General features: G+C 71.6%; 17 protein-coding genes. 7 read left to right on the top strand and 10 right to left on the bottom strand.

Annotated elements, in window-relative coordinates:
- Window positions 1–26: 26 nt before the first annotated feature.
- The 3 genes from AB0C27_RS52490 to AB0C27_RS52480 form a co-directional block, all read right to left on the bottom strand.
- The gene (locus tag AB0C27_RS52490; RefSeq protein ID WP_357862204.1) at window positions 27–527 is read right to left on the bottom strand and encodes a VOC family protein; all 501 of its coding nucleotides are present in this window, start codon (window positions 525–527) and stop codon (window positions 27–29) included.
- 103 nt (window positions 528–630) lie between these two features.
- Entirely contained in the window at window positions 631–1,719 is a 1,089-nt protein-coding gene (locus AB0C27_RS52485; RefSeq protein WP_357862202.1) for a zinc-binding dehydrogenase, read from the bottom strand.
- A gap of 55 nt (window positions 1,720–1,774) precedes the next feature.
- The gene (locus AB0C27_RS52480; protein WP_357862201.1) at window positions 1,775–3,277 is read right to left on the bottom strand and encodes an aldehyde dehydrogenase family protein; all 1,503 of its coding nucleotides are present in this window, start codon (window positions 3,275–3,277) and stop codon (window positions 1,775–1,777) included.
- Between the two features lie 130 nt (window positions 3,278–3,407).
- On the opposite strand from AB0C27_RS52480, the gene AB0C27_RS52475 reads away from it, so the two are divergent.
- Entirely contained in the window at window positions 3,408–4,409 is a 1,002-nt protein-coding gene (locus tag AB0C27_RS52475) for an aldo/keto reductase (protein WP_357862199.1), read from the top strand.
- A 16-nt stretch (window positions 4,410–4,425) separates the two neighbouring features.
- Here AB0C27_RS52475 and AB0C27_RS52470 read toward each other — a convergent pair whose 3' ends face one another.
- Genes AB0C27_RS52470 through AB0C27_RS52450 form a run of 5 tightly spaced genes read right to left on the bottom strand, consistent with a single transcriptional unit; the run spans window position 4,426 to window position 9,339 of the window.
- Window positions 4,426–5,307: a CoA-transferase gene (locus AB0C27_RS52470; protein ID WP_357862197.1), complete on the bottom strand. Its 882-nt coding sequence runs from the start codon at window positions 5,305–5,307 to the stop codon at window positions 4,426–4,428.
- Window positions 5,304–6,869 carry an AMP-binding protein gene (locus tag AB0C27_RS52465; protein ID WP_357862195.1) on the bottom strand — a complete coding sequence of 522 codons (1,566 nt, stop codon included), beginning with the start codon at window positions 6,867–6,869 and terminating at the stop codon, window positions 5,304–5,306. The genes AB0C27_RS52470 and AB0C27_RS52465 overlap by 4 nt, the downstream gene beginning before the upstream one ends.
- A 15-nt stretch (window positions 6,870–6,884) precedes the next feature.
- The gene (locus AB0C27_RS52460; RefSeq protein WP_357862193.1) at window positions 6,885–7,649 is read right to left on the bottom strand and encodes an alpha/beta hydrolase; all 765 of its coding nucleotides are present in this window, start codon (window positions 7,647–7,649) and stop codon (window positions 6,885–6,887) included.
- Entirely contained in the window at window positions 7,649–8,542 is an 894-nt protein-coding gene (locus AB0C27_RS52455; RefSeq protein WP_357862191.1) for an alpha/beta hydrolase, read from the bottom strand. The genes AB0C27_RS52460 and AB0C27_RS52455 overlap by 1 nt, the downstream gene beginning before the upstream one ends.
- 2 nt (window positions 8,543–8,544) lie before the next feature.
- Window positions 8,545–9,339 (bottom strand): CoA-transferase, encoded by a 795-nt coding sequence (locus tag AB0C27_RS52450; protein WP_357862190.1) that lies wholly within the window; start codon window positions 9,337–9,339, stop codon window positions 8,545–8,547.
- Between the two features lie 133 nt (window positions 9,340–9,472).
- Here AB0C27_RS52450 and AB0C27_RS52445 point away from each other — a divergent pair, with 133 nt between their 5' ends.
- Genes AB0C27_RS52445 through AB0C27_RS52420 form a run of 6 tightly spaced genes read left to right on the top strand, consistent with a single transcriptional unit; the run spans window position 9,473 to window position 14,269 of the window.
- Window positions 9,473–10,363, top strand: a complete 891-nt coding sequence (locus AB0C27_RS52445; protein WP_357862189.1) for a DUF6282 family protein — start codon at window positions 9,473–9,475, stop codon at window positions 10,361–10,363.
- A 50-nt stretch (window positions 10,364–10,413) separates the two neighbouring features.
- Window positions 10,414–11,343 (top strand): hypothetical protein, encoded by a 930-nt coding sequence (locus AB0C27_RS52440; protein ID WP_357862187.1) that lies wholly within the window; start codon window positions 10,414–10,416, stop codon window positions 11,341–11,343.
- A gap of 2 nt (window positions 11,344–11,345) precedes the next feature.
- Entirely contained in the window at window positions 11,346–12,107 is a 762-nt protein-coding gene (locus AB0C27_RS52435) for an aldolase/citrate lyase family protein (protein WP_357862185.1), read from the top strand.
- Window positions 12,104–12,514 (top strand): lipocalin-like domain-containing protein, encoded by a 411-nt coding sequence (locus tag AB0C27_RS52430; RefSeq protein WP_357862183.1) that lies wholly within the window; start codon window positions 12,104–12,106, stop codon window positions 12,512–12,514. The genes AB0C27_RS52435 and AB0C27_RS52430 overlap by 4 nt, the downstream gene beginning before the upstream one ends.
- Window positions 12,511–13,395 carry an amidohydrolase family protein gene (locus AB0C27_RS52425; protein ID WP_357862181.1) on the top strand — a complete coding sequence of 295 codons (885 nt, stop codon included), beginning with the start codon at window positions 12,511–12,513 and terminating at the stop codon, window positions 13,393–13,395. The genes AB0C27_RS52430 and AB0C27_RS52425 overlap by 4 nt, the downstream gene beginning before the upstream one ends.
- Window positions 13,379–14,269 (top strand): amidohydrolase family protein, encoded by an 891-nt coding sequence (locus AB0C27_RS52420; RefSeq protein WP_357862179.1) that lies wholly within the window; start codon window positions 13,379–13,381, stop codon window positions 14,267–14,269. Before AB0C27_RS52425 ends, AB0C27_RS52420 begins: the two co-directional genes overlap by 17 nt.
- 193 nt (window positions 14,270–14,462) lie before the next feature.
- Here the strand turns inward: AB0C27_RS52420 and AB0C27_RS52415 are convergent, their stop codons facing one another.
- Together AB0C27_RS52415 and AB0C27_RS52410 are read right to left on the bottom strand one after the other, a co-directional pair.
- Entirely contained in the window at window positions 14,463–15,368 is a 906-nt protein-coding gene (locus AB0C27_RS52415) for an SDR family oxidoreductase (protein ID WP_357862177.1), read from the bottom strand.
- 100 nt (window positions 15,369–15,468) lie between these two features.
- Window positions 15,469–17,004: an ABC transporter substrate-binding protein gene (locus AB0C27_RS52410; RefSeq protein ID WP_357862175.1), complete on the bottom strand. Its 1,536-nt coding sequence runs from the start codon at window positions 17,002–17,004 to the stop codon at window positions 15,469–15,471.
- Window positions 17,005–17,135: the final 131 nt, after the last annotated feature.

The following is a 17,135-nucleotide window of genomic DNA, read 5'->3' as shown; positions in this document are numbered from 1 at the left end:
CAGGTGGTGGGTCGGCGACGAGCGCGCTACCCGCGTGCGGTCCACTTCCGCAGCGTCTCGACGCCCGCTTTCGCGTCGTCGTCGTTCAGCTCGCGGGTCTGGTACGTCAGCTCGATCCGCACGCCGTTGGGGTCGAAGATGTAGAGGGACTCCCAGACGCCGTCATGGTCGACGATGCCCACGGTCTCCACGCCCTTGGCGGCGAAGTGCGCCTTCCACTCGTGCAGCTCCTCCATCGAGTCGACGTTGAGCGCGATGTGCCGCACCCACGACGGCACCGAGTCGGGGCCGGGGTCGGGCATGTCGTCGACCTCGAAGAAGGCGATGGCGCTCCCGTCGCCCAGCCCGAAGAAGGTGTGCAGGTACGGCGTCCTGGCGCCGTTCGACGGGACCTCGTCGAGCTGGATCGCGGTGAGCAGCTCACACTTCAGCACCTCGGTGTAGAAGTCGTGCGTCGCTTGGGAGTTCCAGGTCGGATAGGCGATGTGGTTGAGCGAGCGCGGAGTGCGGAGATCGGCTGTGGCCATCATCTGATCCTGTCTGTGTCAATTATCGGACAAACAGTCCGAAATTTGAGTTGATTGTCGGTTGGTGGATGTCTGCTTGTCAACTGCCCTGAGGATCGGACGTTCAGATGACCACCACGCTGCGCAGCGCCTTTCCGGCCAGCAGCCGGTCGAAGCCCTCCTGCGCGTCGGTCAGGCCGAGCGATCCGGAGACGTACTCGTCCAGCGGGAGGCGGCCGTCCAGGTAGAGGCTCGCCAGGAGGGGCAGGTCACGGGAGGCGACGCAGTCTCCCCAGATGGAGACCCTGATCGAGCCCGCGTTCAGGAACAGCCGGCGCAGCGGCAGCTCGACCGTGTCGCCCTGCCGGGGCGCGCCGACGATCACCAGCCGCGAGCCGGGCCCGCGCAGCCCGTCGGCCGTGGCGAAGGTGGCGGGGCCGCCGACCGCGTCCAGGACGACGTCAGCGCCCGCGCCGCCGGTCAGCTCCCGCACCCGTTCGCTCAGGTCCTCGCCGAACGCGTCGATCACGTGGGTGGCGCCGAAGCGCGCGGCGACGTCTAGCTTGTCCGGGTTGGTGTCCACGGCGATGATCCGCCGCGCGCCCGCGTACGCGGCCCCGGCGACGGCCGCGATCCCCACACCGCCGCACCCGATCACCACCACGTCGTCGGCCGGGCCGACCCGCGCGGTGTTCACGGCGGCACCGAACCCGCTGGGCACGCCGCAGCCGAGCAGCGCGGCGATCTTCGGCGGAACCCTCGGGTCGATGACGATCGCCTGCCTGGCGGGCACGATGACCCGTTCGGCCAGGCCGCCGACGCCGAGCACGGGGGTCGCGGCGGCGCCGTCGCCGAGGCCCACCTTCGGCCGGCGCGGCAGCCTCGACGGACACGCCTCCGGCCGTCCCGCGAGGCAGTGACGGCACTCGCCGCAGGCCACCATGGGCGCGACGACCACGCTGTCCCCCACCGCGACGCCCGTCGCGTCCGGCCCCAGGGCCTCGATCACGCCGGCCACCTCGTGCCCGACCAGGTACGGGAAGTCCGTCCCCGAGGTGCCGTGCATGAAGTGCACGTCGCTGTGGCACAACCCGCAGGCGCTCACCCTGATCAGCACCTCGTCGCCGGTCGGCGCGCGCAGGGGGATGTCCTCGAAACTCAGCGGGCCGAGCGGCTGCCGGACGACGGCGCCTCGGTAGTGTGCTGCGGGCATGGGCGGCTCCTCCAGATCGGTGCGGGTCAGATCGGTGCGGGTAGCAGGGTTCGGGTCAGTACCAGCGGGGCGCGTCGGCGGCGGCGGTGTCCACGATCACCGTCTTGAGCTCCGTGTAGGCCTCGTGGCCCACCCGGCCGAGCTCCCGGCCCACCCCTGACAGGCCGACGCCGCCGATCGGGGCGTCCAGCGCCAGCGCCCCGTAGGAGTTGATCCAGAAGTAGCCCGACCGCACGGCTCTGGCGGTGGTCAGCGCGCGGTCCAGGTCACGGGTCCAGCAGCCGCCCACCAGCCCGAACGGCGAGTCGTTGGCCAGGTCGACCGCCTGCCGGGCGCCGCTGAAGCGCTGCACGGTGAGCACCGGCCCGAAGACCTCGTCGTAGACGATGTCGGGCACCCGCGACAGCCCGGCGGGGATCTCCAGCACGGTCGGCGCGACGAAGGCGCCATCGGGGTGGACGCCGGGCGGCCGGTCCCCGCCGGCCAGGACCCGGACCCCCTGGCCGACCGCCTTGTCGATCATCGCCCGCACCCTGGCGGCCTCCTCGGCCGAGATCAGCGCGCCGAGCTGGGTATCGGCCGCGAACGGATCACCGACCCTGATCGAGCGCGCCACCTCGACCACCCGCGCGGTGAACGCGTCCGCGACCGGCTCCTCGACCAGCAGCCGCGAGCCGGAGAAACATCGCTGCCCGGCGTTGCGGAAGACTCCGCCGACGGTGGCGTGCAGGGCGGACTCAAGGTCGGCGTCCGCGTAGACGATGTTCGCCGACTTCCCGCCCAGCTCCAGCAGCACGCGCTTCATCCCGTACGCCGCCGAGCCCATCACCCGCCGGCCGACCGCCGTACTGCCGGTGAACGACACCATGCTCACCCCGGGATGCTCGACCAGCCGGCGGCCGACGTCCCCCGTGCCCTGCACCACCTGGACCAGCCCGGCGGGCAGGCCGGCGGCCGTGAGGATCTCGGCGAACACGGGCACCGCCAGCGGGCTCAGCTCGGGCGCCTTGATCACGATCGCGTTGCCCGCGGCCAGCGCCGGCCCCGCCTTCTGCGCCGCGAACATGAACGTGGTGTTGAACGGGATGACCGCCGCCACCACCCCCACCGGCTCGCGGAACGTCATGCGCAGGGTGGACCCGTCGGCCGGCAGCGTGACGCCTTCGAGCGTGGCCGCCCATCCGGCCGCGGCGCGCAGGTGGGCCGCGGCGACGAAGACGTCCCCGCGCGCCTCGGCCGGTGTCTTGCCGTTGTCCAGCGCGACGAGGTGGATCAGCCGCCGCGCCTGCGCCTCGATGAGGTCGGCCGCCGCGCGCAGGATCCGCGCCCGCTCGTGCGGGGAGGTGCGCGCCCAGTCCGGCTGGGCCGCGGCGGCGCCGGCGACGGCCTCGTCCACGAAGGCGTCGGTGGCCGCCTCGACCGTCGCGATCACCGAGCCGTCACCGGGGTGGCAGGTCGTGAACGTAGCCCCGCCGCCACCGCGCAGGGCTCCGGCGAGGAAGCTGTGCGTGGGCGGGAGGTCCGCGACGGCGATGTGATCGGACAGGTCTGGGCTCATGGAGCAACCTCCTTGGCAATGCCCGAGCGACCAGCGCTCTTTACCTCGCCTACGCGCCAACGCTACCATCAGTATTCACATATAGGACTCATAGTCCGATAAATGGAACTCCTAACGTCAGGAGACCCTCGTGGAATTCACCCACCTCGGCCGCAGCGGCCTGACGGTGAGCCGGCTTGTCCTCGGCACGGACAACTTCGGCACGCAGACGACCGAGGAGGACGCGTTCGCGATCATGGATCGGGCCCACGAGCTGGGCATCAACCTGATCGACACGTCCGACGTGTACGGCTGGCAGTTCGGCGAGGGCCTGACCGAGCAGATCATCGGCCGCTGGCTGGCCACCGGCGGAGGGCGCCGCGAGCGCACCGTGCTGGCCACCAAGCTCTACGGCCGCATGTCCACGTGGCCGAACGACGCGGGCCTGTCCGCCCTGCACATCCGGCGCGCCTGCGAGGCGTCGCTGCGGCGGCTGCAGACGGACCACATCGACCTGTACCAGATGCACCACATCGACAGATCGACCCCCTGGGAGGAGATCTGGGAGGCGATGGACGTGCTCAAGACCCAGGGCAAGATCGTGTACGTGGGCTCGTCCAACCACCCCGCCTGGCACATCGCCGGCGGGCAGGAGAGGGCCGCCCGGCGCGGCCACACCGGCCTGGTCAGCGAACAGACCATCTACAACCTGCTCGAACGGACTGCCGAGCTGGAGGTCCTGCCCGCCTGCGCGCACTACGGCGTCGGCTTCATGCCGTGGTCGCCGCTCGACGCGGGCCTGCTCGGCGGCATCCTGCGCAAGGAACGGGAGAACGCGATGGGCACGCCGCTGCCCGGCGCGAAGGTGGCCACGCACCGCGGCAAGCGGCTGATCAAGCTGGACCGGCACCGCGCCCAGATCCAGGAGTACGAGGACCTGTGCGACGAGCTCGGCCACAGCCCCGCGGACGTGGCCATGGCCTGGCTGCTGAGCCGGCCCGGCGTGACCGCGCCGATCATCGGGCCGCGCACGCTGGCGCAGCTCGACGCGGCCACCCGCGCCTTCGAGGTAAGCCTGGACGACAAGACGCTGGAGCGGCTGGACACCATCTTCCCCGGCCCTGGACCGGCGCCGGAAGCCTACGCCTGGTAGGCCCCCGGCCTGGGGCTCAGCGAAACGTCTGCTGGAGCCCCAGCAGCCGCCGGGCGCCCAGCTTGTCCAGGTATCCGAGGTGGTCGTCCACCGAGTACACGTACTTCTCCAGGTACTCCTTGGTCCGGTCCTGGGCCGCGAGATCCCGGTACTCCACAAGCTGCTCCCGGTCGTAGCCGTAGTGACCCGGCGAGGACAGCGGGTGCGAGCCGTACGGCGCGTGGGCGACGCACTCGACGATCGCGCCGGGGATGGACACCAGGCGCGGATCGGGGGCCGGGGCGTACTCGTCCAGGATCTCGTCCGAGCTGATGATGACGTGGTCGCTCGCCTTGGCCATCACGTCCTCGAAGCGCCGCTGGCCGAAGATCTGCGCGTTGCCCTTCCTGTCGGTGACCTGGGCGTGGAACAGCCCGTAGTCCGCGCGCAGGGCGGGGATCGTGGTCACCGTGTTGCCGGTGTACGGGTCCGTCGTGGTCCTGATGCCGTCGTTGACCTTGGGCAGGTCGGTGCCCTCGTAGAGGGCGGGCAGCGGCAGGAACGGCAGTTTGCTGGCCCCCGCGCGGAAGCCGTAGACGATCCACGCCTCGTCCGCCTCGACGATCTCGATGGCCTTCCCCTCGGCGGCCCGCCGGTAGTTCGGCGCCATGCCGAGGAACTCCAGCCCCACGTACGACACGTGCAGCCGCCGGACGCAGCCGGCCGCGATCAGCATGTCCACCGGCGCGCCCGCGCTCGGCGTCGGGATCAGCTCCAGGTCCTTCACCCCGCGCCGGATCAGCGCGTTGACCAGCGCCATCGGGCCGTTGTGCGAGTGCACGCCGCCCAGCGCGATCGTGGCTCCGTCCGGGATGCCGGCGACCGCCTCCTCCGGGGTCGTCACCTTGCTCGCGCTCATCGCCTGAGTCCCTCACCCTCGCTGGTCGTCGCCTCTCCGAGCAGGCGCGTACCGGTGACGCGCTTGAGCTCGGCCCTTCTGATCTTGCCGCCCTCGTCGACCGGCAGCCCGGTCACGAACTCCACCTCGCGCGGCCGCTTGTACCCGGCCAGCCGCTCGGCGCAGTAGTCGAGGACCTGCTGCTCGGTCAGGTCCGCGCCGGGCACCCGCTGCACGAGCGCCTTCACCGACTCCCCGAACCGCTCGTGCGGGACGCCGATCACGGCCGCGCGCTCGACGCCCGGGCAGGCCTGCAGCACGGCCTCGACCTCGCCGGCGTACACGTTCTGCGCACCCGAGCGGATGACGCCCTGCGCGCGGTCGGCGAGGTAGATGTAGCCGCGCTCGTCGCGCCAGGCCATGTCGCCGAGCCGGAGCCAGCCGTCCTTGAGCACGGCGCGGGTCGCCTCGGGCTGGCTCCAGTAGCCGGAGAACACGCTGGCCGCCCTGATCCGCATCTCGCCGGTCTCCCGTACGGCTGCCTCCCTGTCCTCCGCGTCGAAGATCTTGACGTCGGCGAACGCGGCCGGCCGGCCGACCGGGACGATCGAGGCGGTCTCGGTCCGCAGGAAGTTGCGGTGGTCGTCGGGGGTGAGCAGCGCGACGAATCCGCCCGCCTCCGTGGCCCCGAACGCGTGGTAGAACTCCAGGTCCAGCGCCTCGGCCAGGGAGCGGATCAGGCTCCACGACACCGACGCGCCGCCGTAGCCCACCAGCTTGAGCGGGCTCGCCCGGGTCAGGTCGAGCTCGGGCAGCGCGCGTACGAGGTCGACCAGCATCGTGGGCACCAGGAACGCGTGCTCGACCCCGTACTTGCCGACGTCGTCCACGAAGCCGGCCGCGTCGAACCGCCTGCGCAGCAGCAGCGGGACGCCCAGGTAGGCGGTGGTCGTCACGAAGGACGCGCCGACTCCCAGCGTCAGCGGCACCGAGATCCAGGTGGGGCCGCCGCGCGGGACATTGACCTCGCACAGGTAGTTGGCCGTGCTGGCGACCTGCTGGTCGTGCGTGGCCATGCAGCCCTTGGACGCGCCGGTGGTGCCGCTGGTGTAGCGCAGCGAGCGCAGCTCGTCGCCGGTGCCCGTCTCCGGCACCTCGTCAGGGGCGCCCGAGGCGACCAGGTCCGTGAACGACTCGCCGTCCAGGCCGATGGTGTAGACGCCGCGGACGCCGGGCACCGTGCTCGCCGCCTCGGCCGCGGCGGGCGTGTCGCAGATGAGCAGGGAGGCGCCCGAGTGGGCGAGGATCCTGGCGATCTCGGGCGCGGTCAGCCGGGTGTTGATCCCGACGGTGACCAGGTTGGCCTTCCACGCGCCGTGGAAGGCCGTCACGATGTGGTGGCAGTTGGACAGCACGAGCGCGACCCGCTCCTGGGCGCGGTAGCCGAGCGCGATCAGCGCGTTGGCCAGGCGGTTGGACTCGACGTCCAGCTCGGCCCAGGACAACTGGGTCTGGTCGCAGATGACGGCGGTCATCGGGCCGCGCCGCACCGCGTTCTGGCGCAGCAGTCGCTCGATTCGCATGATGGGTTCCGTTCGTCAGCGGCTGAGTGCCCGCTCGACCAGGTCGGCGACCAGATCGGGGCGTTCGATGTGGACGTTGTGCCCCGCGCCGGGCAGCACGGTGACGGGGTGGCCGAGGACCTCGGCCAGGTCCGCCGGGTCGATGCCGGGGTCCTGGTCGCCGCAGGCGAGCTCGACGGGGCAGGTCACCCGGCGCATGCGCGTGGCCAGCTCGGGGGCGCCTGCGGGGGCGGCCCCGGTGATGCCGGGGTCGGCCGACAGCCGGTAGCCGCCGTCCGAGCTGATGATCCCGCTGGCGCGGTCCTCGTCGGTGAAGGCCGGCCCGCGCATCCCCGACACCCGGCCGAACAGGTCGCGGGCCTGCTCCTCGTCGGCGAAGATCCGGGACGGCTTGGCGGCCAGGGCGGAGCGCCGGGACAGCTCCTCCTCGGTCCAGGCCACCTTCATCGCGATCACGGTCAGGGAGGCGACGGCGAGTCCGCGGGTGCCGTCCGCGAGGGTCATGCCGACCAGACCGCCGAGCGAGTGGCCGATGACGGTCAGCGGGGAGCCAGAGGGCAGCGCCTTGGCCACGGCGTCGGCGTACCCGTCGGGCGAGTAGTCCTGGCGGTGGGCCGAGCGGCCGTGCCCCGGCAGATCGGCCACCAGCCACCGGCACGGAGTGCGGCGCTCGCGCAGCTCGTTCAGCACCGGTCTCCAGACGGCGCCCGAGGCGCCCGAGCCGTGCAGGAACAGCACCGCGGGCCCGTCGCCGCCGGCTTCGACGTGCACCTCGCCCATCACGCCTCGCCTCCGGCCGTGCCCTTGAGGCTCGCGTCCTCGGGGGCGGGGTCCTTGAGGAAGTCCAGCACCGCGTCCAGGAACGCGCCGGCCCGCTCGATCTGCGGGTAGTGGCCGCTGCCGCCGATCGTCACCGTACGCGCGCCGGGGATCTGCCCGGCCAGCTCCTGCCACGTCTCCGGGGGCACCAACTGGTCGTGCTCCCCCCGCACGAGCAGGGTGGGCACGGCGACGCCGCCGTAGTCGCGGGCGGGCGGGCGGACGTGCGAGCGCCGCTCCCCGCCGTCCCGCCCAGGAGCGCGCAGGCCCGCCGCCGCGGCGGTCTCCCACGCGCCGGGGACCAGGCACGACTCGTGGCGGCGGCGCAGGTAGTCCTCGCTGTCGCGCCAGCGCGGGTCGTGGAAGAGCACGTCCATGGAGGGCCGCAGGCCGTCGAGGGTGCCGTCGAACTTCTCCAGTGTCAGGCGGGCCGCCTCCACGGGGGCGGCCAGGCCGGTGCCGACCACGGCCATCGCCCGGATCGGCCACTCGGGCGGGCGCCGGTTGGCGATGTCGAGCAGCATCCGCCCGCTGAGCGACGTGCCGATGAAGTACGCCGGCTCGGCGCCCAGCGTGCGCAGTACCGAGGCGATCTGCCGGCGCATGAGCCGCCGCTGACCGCCGCCGAAGTCGCGCAGCTTGTCGCTGAGGCCGAAGCCGACGAAGTCGATCGCCAGCACCCGGTGCCGCTCGGCCAGCGCCTCGATGCAGTTCTCCCAGGTGAGCAGGGCCGAGGCGCCGTACTCGCCGCCGTGCAGCAGGACCAGCGGCGGCCCGTCGCCTGCCTCCAGGTAGTGGGTGGTGCAGCCGTCGGCGCGGACGTACCGATCGGCCCAGCCGCAGGGGGTGCCCACGCTCAGGCCGCGGACGGGTAGCGGCGCAGCACGCCGTCGCGATCGACCTGGGTCCTGAGCAGGTCGAGCTCGTGCTCGTCCGGCGCCTCGACGATCTGCAGGTCATCGGCGATCAGCAGCTCGAACCCGGTCGCCGCCTGGATCTTCTCCACGCTGGTCCACGGATGCACCTTGATCAGCCGCATCCGCTTGCTCTCCGGCTCGAAGTCGAAGACGCCCAGCGGGGTGAACACCCGGCGCGGCCCGTCGGACTCAGGGCGGAAGACCTTGCTGCGGGCGTCGCCGCCGTCGAGCCAGCCGGCGCCGCTGATGAAGTCGACCTTGTCGACGAAGATCTTCGGCGAGTGGTGCTCGGTGTAGATGTAGCTGGTCTTGAAGCCGCCGAGGAAGATCAGGCCGATCGTGCCAGGACCACGCACCTTCGGCTTGTCCCAGTCGCCGATCATGGCCATGTTCAGGTTGCCGTGCTTGTCTATCTGCATGCCGCCGAGGAACGCGAAGTCGAAGCGCATCGCGGTCTCGAAGTCCACCACGTCGTCGAGGCTGAAGTGATACTCACTGGTCACCAGGTTGCGGTAGTCGGCCGACGACTCGGTCAGCCGCTGGATCCTGGGGTTCATCGCGCCGCTGCCGCCGCAGAAGAAGGACAGATTGGGCGCGTGGGTGAGCTGCGCGAGGCGCAGCGCGGCGGCGGGAATGTGCGACGCGGCGCCCACGGAGCCGAAGTCGCCGTCCTGCATCTCGTGCGAGATGGAGATCGCCATCATCTCGGCCCAGGTGTAGCTCGGCTCCGGCACGTGGCCCCCTCTTACTTCTTGTCAGACCATCGATTCGCAATTATCGTACAGTAAGTCCGTAATTTGTAACAATGCTCTCGCAGCGGGGTCCATGTCAAGGGTCGCCGCCCGTGGCCGCGCAGGAGGAACAACCATGACCCGACCCGCCATCGAGCGTGTCCTGCACGGCCTCGTGGACCTGCACTGCCACTCCGGGCCCAACCCGCTGCCGCGCCGCTTCGACCACGTCGAGGCCGCCCGCGACGGCGAGCGCCTGGGGATGCGGGCCTTCCTGGCCAAGTCGCACCACCACAACACCGTGATGGACCTGCTGGCCATGGCCGACCGGCTGGCCGGCGTGAGCACCGCCGTGTACGGCGGCATCGCGCTGAACGCCCAGGTCGGCGGCATCAATCCGTACGCGGTGGAGATGTCCCTGCGCATGGGCGGCCGGTGCGTGTGGTTCCCCACCATCTCCTCCAGCGCCCACATCGACCACCACAACTCGGGCGGCGGCTTCCCCAAGCCGACGATCCCGCTGACCATGTCGCAGGTGGACGTGCGCGGCCCGGACGGCGCGCTGCTGCCCGAGGTCGGCCGGGTCATCGAGATCATCGCCGAGAGCGGCGCGCTGCTGTCGGCCGGCCACATGGCTCCCGACGACATCCGGGCGGTGTTCGGCGCCGCCCGGGAGGCGGGCGTGCGCCGGATGGTGGTCAGCCACCCGAACTTCGTGATCGGCTCCGACCCCGCGCAGTGCCGCGAGTTCGTCGAGCTCGGCGCCTACATCGAGCACGAGACCAGCATGTACGACCCCGAGGTCGCGCAGAAGAAGTGGGGCCCGGAAGTGCTGATGGACTGGATAGAGAAGGTCGGCCCCGAGCACACCGTCCTCGCCTCCGACCTCGGGCAGGCCGGCCGCCCGTTCCCCGTCGACTCCTTCATCCGGGTCGGGTCCGCGCTGCTCGACCTCGGACTGCCCGAGAAGGACCTGCGACAGATCGTCCGCGTCAATCCCTCGTACCTGCTCGGCCTGGACGACTGACCTTTTTCACCCAGTTTCGCCCAGGACAGGCCAACTGAAGGACGCATCGTATGTACAGCCCCACCGACCCCCGCTCCGCGCTCAACACCACCACGACCAAGACCGACCTGAACGCCCCCGTGGCGGCCTTCGCCACCTTCGAGTTCCTGACGCTGCCGCCCACCGAGGAGAGCGAGCTGGGCAGCAGGACCTGGTACGTCCGCGGCCAGAACTTCGTGCTCGCCTTCAGCCGCCTGACCGCCGGCGACACGCTCCGGCGCGGTGCGGCCGAGCAGCGCGACGAGTACGTGATCGTCCTGCCCCACGACGGCGCCACGGTCGAGGTGACGGCCGGCGCCGACAGCCAGAAGGTGAGCGGGGCCGGCGTGGTCATCGTGCCGCCCGGCGACAGCGCCGTCACCGCCCACACCGACGCCGAGGTGGTCAGGCTGTTCGACGTCAGGACCGCCGACGTACTGCCGCGCTGCGTCAACGCGGACGACTACGCCGAGCCCCACCCGCGGGTCGCGCTGCTGGAGCCGTGGCCCGACCCGCCCGCCGGGCACCGCCTGCGGGTCTACCGCAACGCCGACTATCCGCTGGACAAGGGCCGGTTCGGCCGGATCTTCCGCTCCAGCGCCTTCATGGTCAACTTCGGCGACCCCAGGAACGGGCCGCGTGACCCCGACCGGCTCTCGCCGCACCATCACGACGACTTCGAGCAGTGCTCGCTGACCGTCGCCGGCGACTACGTCCACCACGTCCGCACGCCCTGGACCTCGAAGCTGTCGCAGTGGCGCGACGACGACCACGTGAGCGTCGGCAGCCCCGCCGTCGCGATCATCCCGCCGCCCACCGTGCACACCAGCCAGGCCCTCGGCGAGGGCGCCCACCTGCTCATCGACATCTTCAGCCCGCCGCGCGCGGACTTCTCCGCCAAGCAGGGATGGGTGCTCAACGCCGACGAGTACCCCGCCCCCGATCACGTCACGGTCGGCTGAGCATGGGTTTCTTCGACACCGCGACGGCGCGGACGCCGCGCCTCGGCACGTGGATCAAGCTGGCGACCGTCGAGAGCGTCGACATCATGGCCAGCGCCGGGTTCGACTTCGTGGTCATCGACCTGGAGCACTCGCCGCTCGACCTGTCCATGACGGCGCGGATGATCAGCGCGGCCTCGGCGTACGGCGTCGACCCGCTGGTCCGCGTGCCCGACCACCAGGGCTCCACCATCGGGCGGATCCTGGACGCCGGGGCCAGGGGCATCCTGGTGCCCCGCGTCGACTCCGCGGCCGACGCCGAACGCGTCGTCGCGGCCACCCGCTTCCCGCCCCTCGGCCAGCGCGGGGCGGGCGGCACCAGCCGGGCGGGCCGGTGGGGGCTGACCCCGCGCGCCGAGTACGTCAGGACCGGCAACGAGGACGTCGTCTGCGTCCCGCAGTTGGAGAGCCCGGCCGCCATCGACGCCGCCGCCGAAATCCTGGCCGTGCCCGGGGTGGACGCCGTCTTCCTCGGGGCCGGCGACCTGTCGCTCGCGCTGGGCGTCGGCATGACCGACCCCACGGTGCAGGGCCTGCTCGACCGGGCCCGTACTGCGGCCGCTGCGGCGGGCAAACCCTGCGGCGCGGCCGTCGTGGACGCGGCCGGAGGCCATCGGGCCGCGGCGCTCGGGCACCAGTTCCTCATCATGGGCAACGACGCGACCATGCTCGCCCGTACGGCCCACTCGATGACGGAGGCGTTCAGGAAGCAGGCGACCGAGTGATCGTCGGCACCTGGCGGCTGGCGGACTATTACATGGAGGGCGCGCCTGGCGAGGCCGTCCGCCCGCTCGGGGACACCCCGCTCGGCCTGCTCATCTACGGCCCCGACGGCTACATGTCGGTCCAGTACATGGCCGGCGACCGTCCGCCCCTGGCGTCGGAGAACTGGCGCTGGACCACCGACGAGGAGAAGCTCGCCGCGGTGCGGACCTTCGGCGCGTACGCCGGCCGCTACGAATGGCTCGGCGACCGCATCGTCCACGAGGTGGAGGCCGGAATCTACCCCAACTGGATCGGCACCAAGCTGGTCCGCCTGGCGGTCGTGGAGGGCGACCGGCTGACCCTGCGCGCCGACCGCGCGGACGGTCGGCCACCCACCCCCGTCCTGCTCTGGGAGCGCATCCGATGATCGACTCACACGCGCACCTGGTGACCGATGACCCGGCCTACCCCTACGACCCGCCCGGCGGCACGGTCAGCGCCGCCGTGCGCGACGACCCGATGACCGCCGAACGGCTGCTGGCCGCGCTGGACGCCAACGGGCTGTCGGCCGCCGTCGCGGTCCAGCGCGCGCACGTGTACGGCTACGACAACAGCTACGTCGTGGACGCGGCGGCCCGCCACCCCGACCGGCTGCGCGCCATGTGCGTCATCGACGCGCAGGCTCCGGACTCGGCCAAGACCGTGCGGCGCTGGGCCGAGCGCGGCGCCGTGGCCATGCGCCTGACCTCGCCCGGCGGCAACCAGCACGGCGGCACACCGGGCGCCGGCTGGTTCGCCGGGCCGCGGGCGCTTGAGGTGTGGCGGCAGGTGAGCGAACTGGGCCTGTCGATGTGCCTGCACCTCTACCGCTGGAACCGCGACGAGTGCCTGCGCGCCCTGCCCGCGATCGCCCGCGCGTTCCCCGGCACGCCGGTCGTCCTCGACCACGTCGCCAGCGTCGAGGCCGACCGCGCCGAGCCCTTCTCCGGCGCCACCGGGCTGCTCGCGCTGACCGACCTGCCGCAGGTGCACGTCAAGGTGACCACCTTGAACTTCGCCCGGATCATCGCCGCCGGCGTCGCGCCGTCGGGGGTGGTGGAGTGGCTCGTGTCCCGGTTCGGCGCCGAACGGGTGCTGTGGGGGTCCGACGTCACGCAGACCGCCGGCACGTACGCCGATATGGCGCGGATCGCCCGGGAGTCGGTCGCCGGCCTGCCCGGACGGGACGCCGCCCTGGTCCTCGGCGGGACGGCCGCCGCGCTCTACGGCCTCCCCGCGCTCGCGGAGACCGATGACCAGGCCCGGTGACGACGTGCCGCCGAGGTCCGGTGACGACGTGCGGGTGATCGGGTCCGGGGACGACGTGCCGGTGAACCTGCCCGGTGCCGAGGTGCCGCTGGTGGACGCGCACGTGCACCTGTTCACCAGCGCGCTGCCGCTCGCGGCACGCGCCTGGACCCGCCCCGACGTGGACCTGCCCGTCGGAAAGTTCCTGACGACGATGGACGAGCACGGCGTCGGGCGCGCCGTGATCTCGGCGATGAGCCTGCTCGGCGACCTGAACGACTACACGATCGACGCCCTGCGCGAGCACGACCGGCTGCGCGGCACCGTCATCGTCGAGCCCGGCGTGGACCGGTACGTCCTCGAACGCATGCGCTCCGACGGCGTACGCGGCATCCGGTTCCAGTGGCGGCGCCTCGCGGAGCTGCCCGACCTCGACGACCCGGCCTACCGCAGGCTGCTGTTCCGGGTCGCGGACCTCGGCTGGCACGTCGAGCTGAACATCGAGGGCGAACGACTGCCGCCGGTGCTCGACCGGCTCGTCCGCTCGGGGGTGCAGGTCGTCGTCGACCACTTCGGCGACCCCGACCGCCGCGCCGGATACGCCGGAAAGTCAGGGGCGGCGCTGCTGCGCGCCCTGGAGAGCGGCCGGGTGTGGGTGAAGCTGTCGGCGGGCTACCGCTTCGGCGTCGGCACGGACACGCTGGCCCGGTACGCGGCGACACTGCTCGCCGCCGCCGGGCCCGAGCACCTGTTCTGGGGCAGCGACGCGCCGTTCGTCGGGGCGCGGCAGCCGGTCACCTATCGCGACGCGGTGGAGTCCTTCGCCCGGATCGTCCCGGACGCGGCTTTGCGCGGGCGCATCTCACAAGCCGCGAACACGTTCTACTTCGACTGACCGGCGCCCGGCCCACGCTGATCCGGCGCCCGGCCAATGCTGATTCGGCGCGGGGCCGGCGCCATGTCCACGCTGATCCACGCCAGGCTAGCGCCGATCCACGCCAGGCTCGCGCGGGACGCGCGTGCGTCGCTTCGCGGGCACGCCTGAGCCCACCCCGGCCGTCAGAGCCGGGGTGGGCCTCAGCGTGCGGTCACCGGCCGGGCGGTGTGTGGCTCTGCAGGTGCTCCGTGAACCCGGCGAAGTCCTCCGCCAGCTGGTCGGCGCTCCACCCGCCGTCCCGATGCGTCACGAACGCCTCCTTAGGATGCGCCCAGATCGCGAACTTGTCGCCGCCGAAGCCGAGGTACTGCCCGGTGACCCCGGCCGCCTCGTCCGAGGACAGGTAGACCACCAGGGGCGCCACGTCCTCCACCGTGCCGATCCCGCGCCGCCGCAGGTCGGCCGGGACCGGGCCGCCGGCCTCGACCGCGGCGACGGCTTCGGTCAGCGCGGGGATGGTCGCGGCCATCCTGGTCAGGGCGGTGGGCACGATCGCGTTCACGGTCACGCCCAGCTTCGCCGTCTCGACCGACCACACCCGGACCATCGCGATGATGGCCGCCTTGGACGCGGCGTACGCGGTCTGCCCGAAGCCGCCGTACTGGCCGGCCGGCGAGCCGACCAGGATCAGCCGGCCGCCGCCACCCTGCTCGCGGAAGCGGCGCACCGCCGCCCGGCCGCAGGTGAACGTGCCGCGCACGTGGCTGTCCACCACGAGGTCGAACTCCTCGTCCGTGACCTTGACCAGCGTCCGGTCGCGCAGCGCGCCGGCGTTGGTGCACATCACGTCCAGGCGGCCGAACTCGGAGACGGCCCGTCCCACCAGCGCGTCGGCCGACTCGGCCGAGCCGACCGCGCACACCTCGGCGACGGCCCTGCCGCCCGCGCCTCTGATCTCCTCGGCGGTCTTCTCGGCGACGTCCGCGTCGATGTCGTTGACCACCACGGCGGCTCCCGCGGCGGCCAGCGCCTGCACGTACGCGCGCCCGAGCCCTCGTCCTGATCCGGTGACGATCGCCACCTTGCCGTCCAGCCGCACTGGATTCCTCTCCGTCATGCGCTTATATCCCGTTATGTGCTGACGTCCGTCACGTGCTGATGTCCCGTCACGTGCCGTTGCCCGTCACGTGCCGTTGCCCGTCAGGTGCCGTTGTCCGTCAGGTGCTGATCTTGATCGAGGCGAAGTCGTAGTCGCCCATCACCGGCGGCTCCATCCCGGTCACGCCCTTGCGGAAGGCCGCCACGTACGTCACGCCGCAGACCGGGATCACCGGCGGCCCCGCCTCGAACACCTTGGTGACGATCTCCCGCATGGGCGCGGAACGCTCGTCGTTCACGTCACTGACCCGTGCCTTGGCCAGCAGTTCGGGAACCCCAGCCAGGGTGAATCCCCCGGGGTTGTACGCGCCGCCCTTGGTGTAGAAGTCCTTGACGAACTGGGTCGGGTCGGGCCGTCCCGCCTGCAACAGCGCCACCGTGGCGGAGAAGTTGCCGGTCCTGCGGGCGGTGATCATCTGCTGGAACTCGAGGACCTTGATCTTGACCCTGATCCCCACCTTCTGCAGCTGCGCCTGCAGCGCCTGGGCCAGCGTCTGGAACTGGGTGTTGGGCCCGACCTCGACCTGGAGGTCCAGGCCGTTCGGCAGCCCGGCCTCGGCCAGGAGCTGCTTGGCCTTCTCCGGGTCGTAGTAGGGCTTGACGTCGTTCAGCTCGGGCACGTTCGCCCAGAAGCCGTTCTGGAACGGCTGCACCGCCGGTGCGCAGGCGCCCGCGTACAGGCTCTTGCTGATCGACTCGCGGTCGATCGCGTACAGCAGCGCCTGCCTGACCTTCGGGTCGGCCAGCTCCTTGACCTTGGTGTTCACCAGGATCGCGTTGAACTGGGTGTTGGGCGCCTGGATGATCGTCATGCCGGCCGCCTGCGCCTCCTTGATCTGCCCGGGGGTGATCGAGGTGCCGTCGGCCTGCCCGGACTTCACGGCCCGCAGGCGGGTCGCCTCGTCGGAGTAGACCGCCATCTCCAGGCCGCCGATGCCGGTCCGCGCGACGTCCCAGTACCCGTCGAACTTCTTGAAGGTCACCTTGTCCTGGTTGAACGCCGTGAGCTGGAACGGCCCGGTGCCGGCCGGCTTGGTGCCGAGGTCGGGGTCGTTCAGCGCGCCGGGCGCGACCACGATCCCGGGCTCGCCCGCCAGCACGTTGATCATGTAGCCGGCGGGCTCGGAGAAGGTCAGCTTCACCTCTGACGGGCTGACCGCCTCGACCTTGTCCAGCGTGGCCAGCGTCGTCACGAGGGCGCCGCTCTTCTTGTACGCCTCCAGCGACGCCTTGACCGCGTCGGCGTTGAACTCCTCGCCGTTGTGGAACTTCACCCCCTGCCGCAGCTTGAAGGTGATCACCTTGTTGTCGTCCGAGAGCTTCCACTCGGTGGCCAGGCCCGGCTTGATCTCACCGGCGGCGCTCCTCGCGACCAGGCTCTCGTAGACCACGTCGAGGAAGACCGGGTCCAGCGGCGCCGCCTTGCGCGGGTCGAAGGAGGTCGGCATTCCCGGCACGGCCCATTTCAGTACGGCCGAGCCGTCGGTGGTGCCGGTGCCGCCCTGCTGCGGGGCGGCCGTACCGCCGCCACAACCGGCGAGGGCGAGGCCGACGGCGAGGATCGCGCCGGCCGATCTGACTGCTGCTCGTTTCACGGCTTTGCCTCCATGTTTCAGAAGCGAGCTGATGTCGTTGGTGACCTGGCTTCAGCCGTGACGCTGAACTGTGCCCCGTCAGGTCGTGGTGCGGTGTTGAGTGGTGCGGTGGTGTTATGGCGCTGTGGTGC

Source organism: Nonomuraea sp. NPDC048882 (assembly GCF_040649755.1).
Classification (GTDB): domain Bacteria; phylum Actinomycetota; class Actinomycetes; order Streptosporangiales; family Streptosporangiaceae; genus Nonomuraea; species Nonomuraea maheshkhaliensis.
The sequence above is the reverse complement of the archived record's forward strand: the minus strand, read 5'-3'. Positions and strand labels throughout refer to the sequence as shown.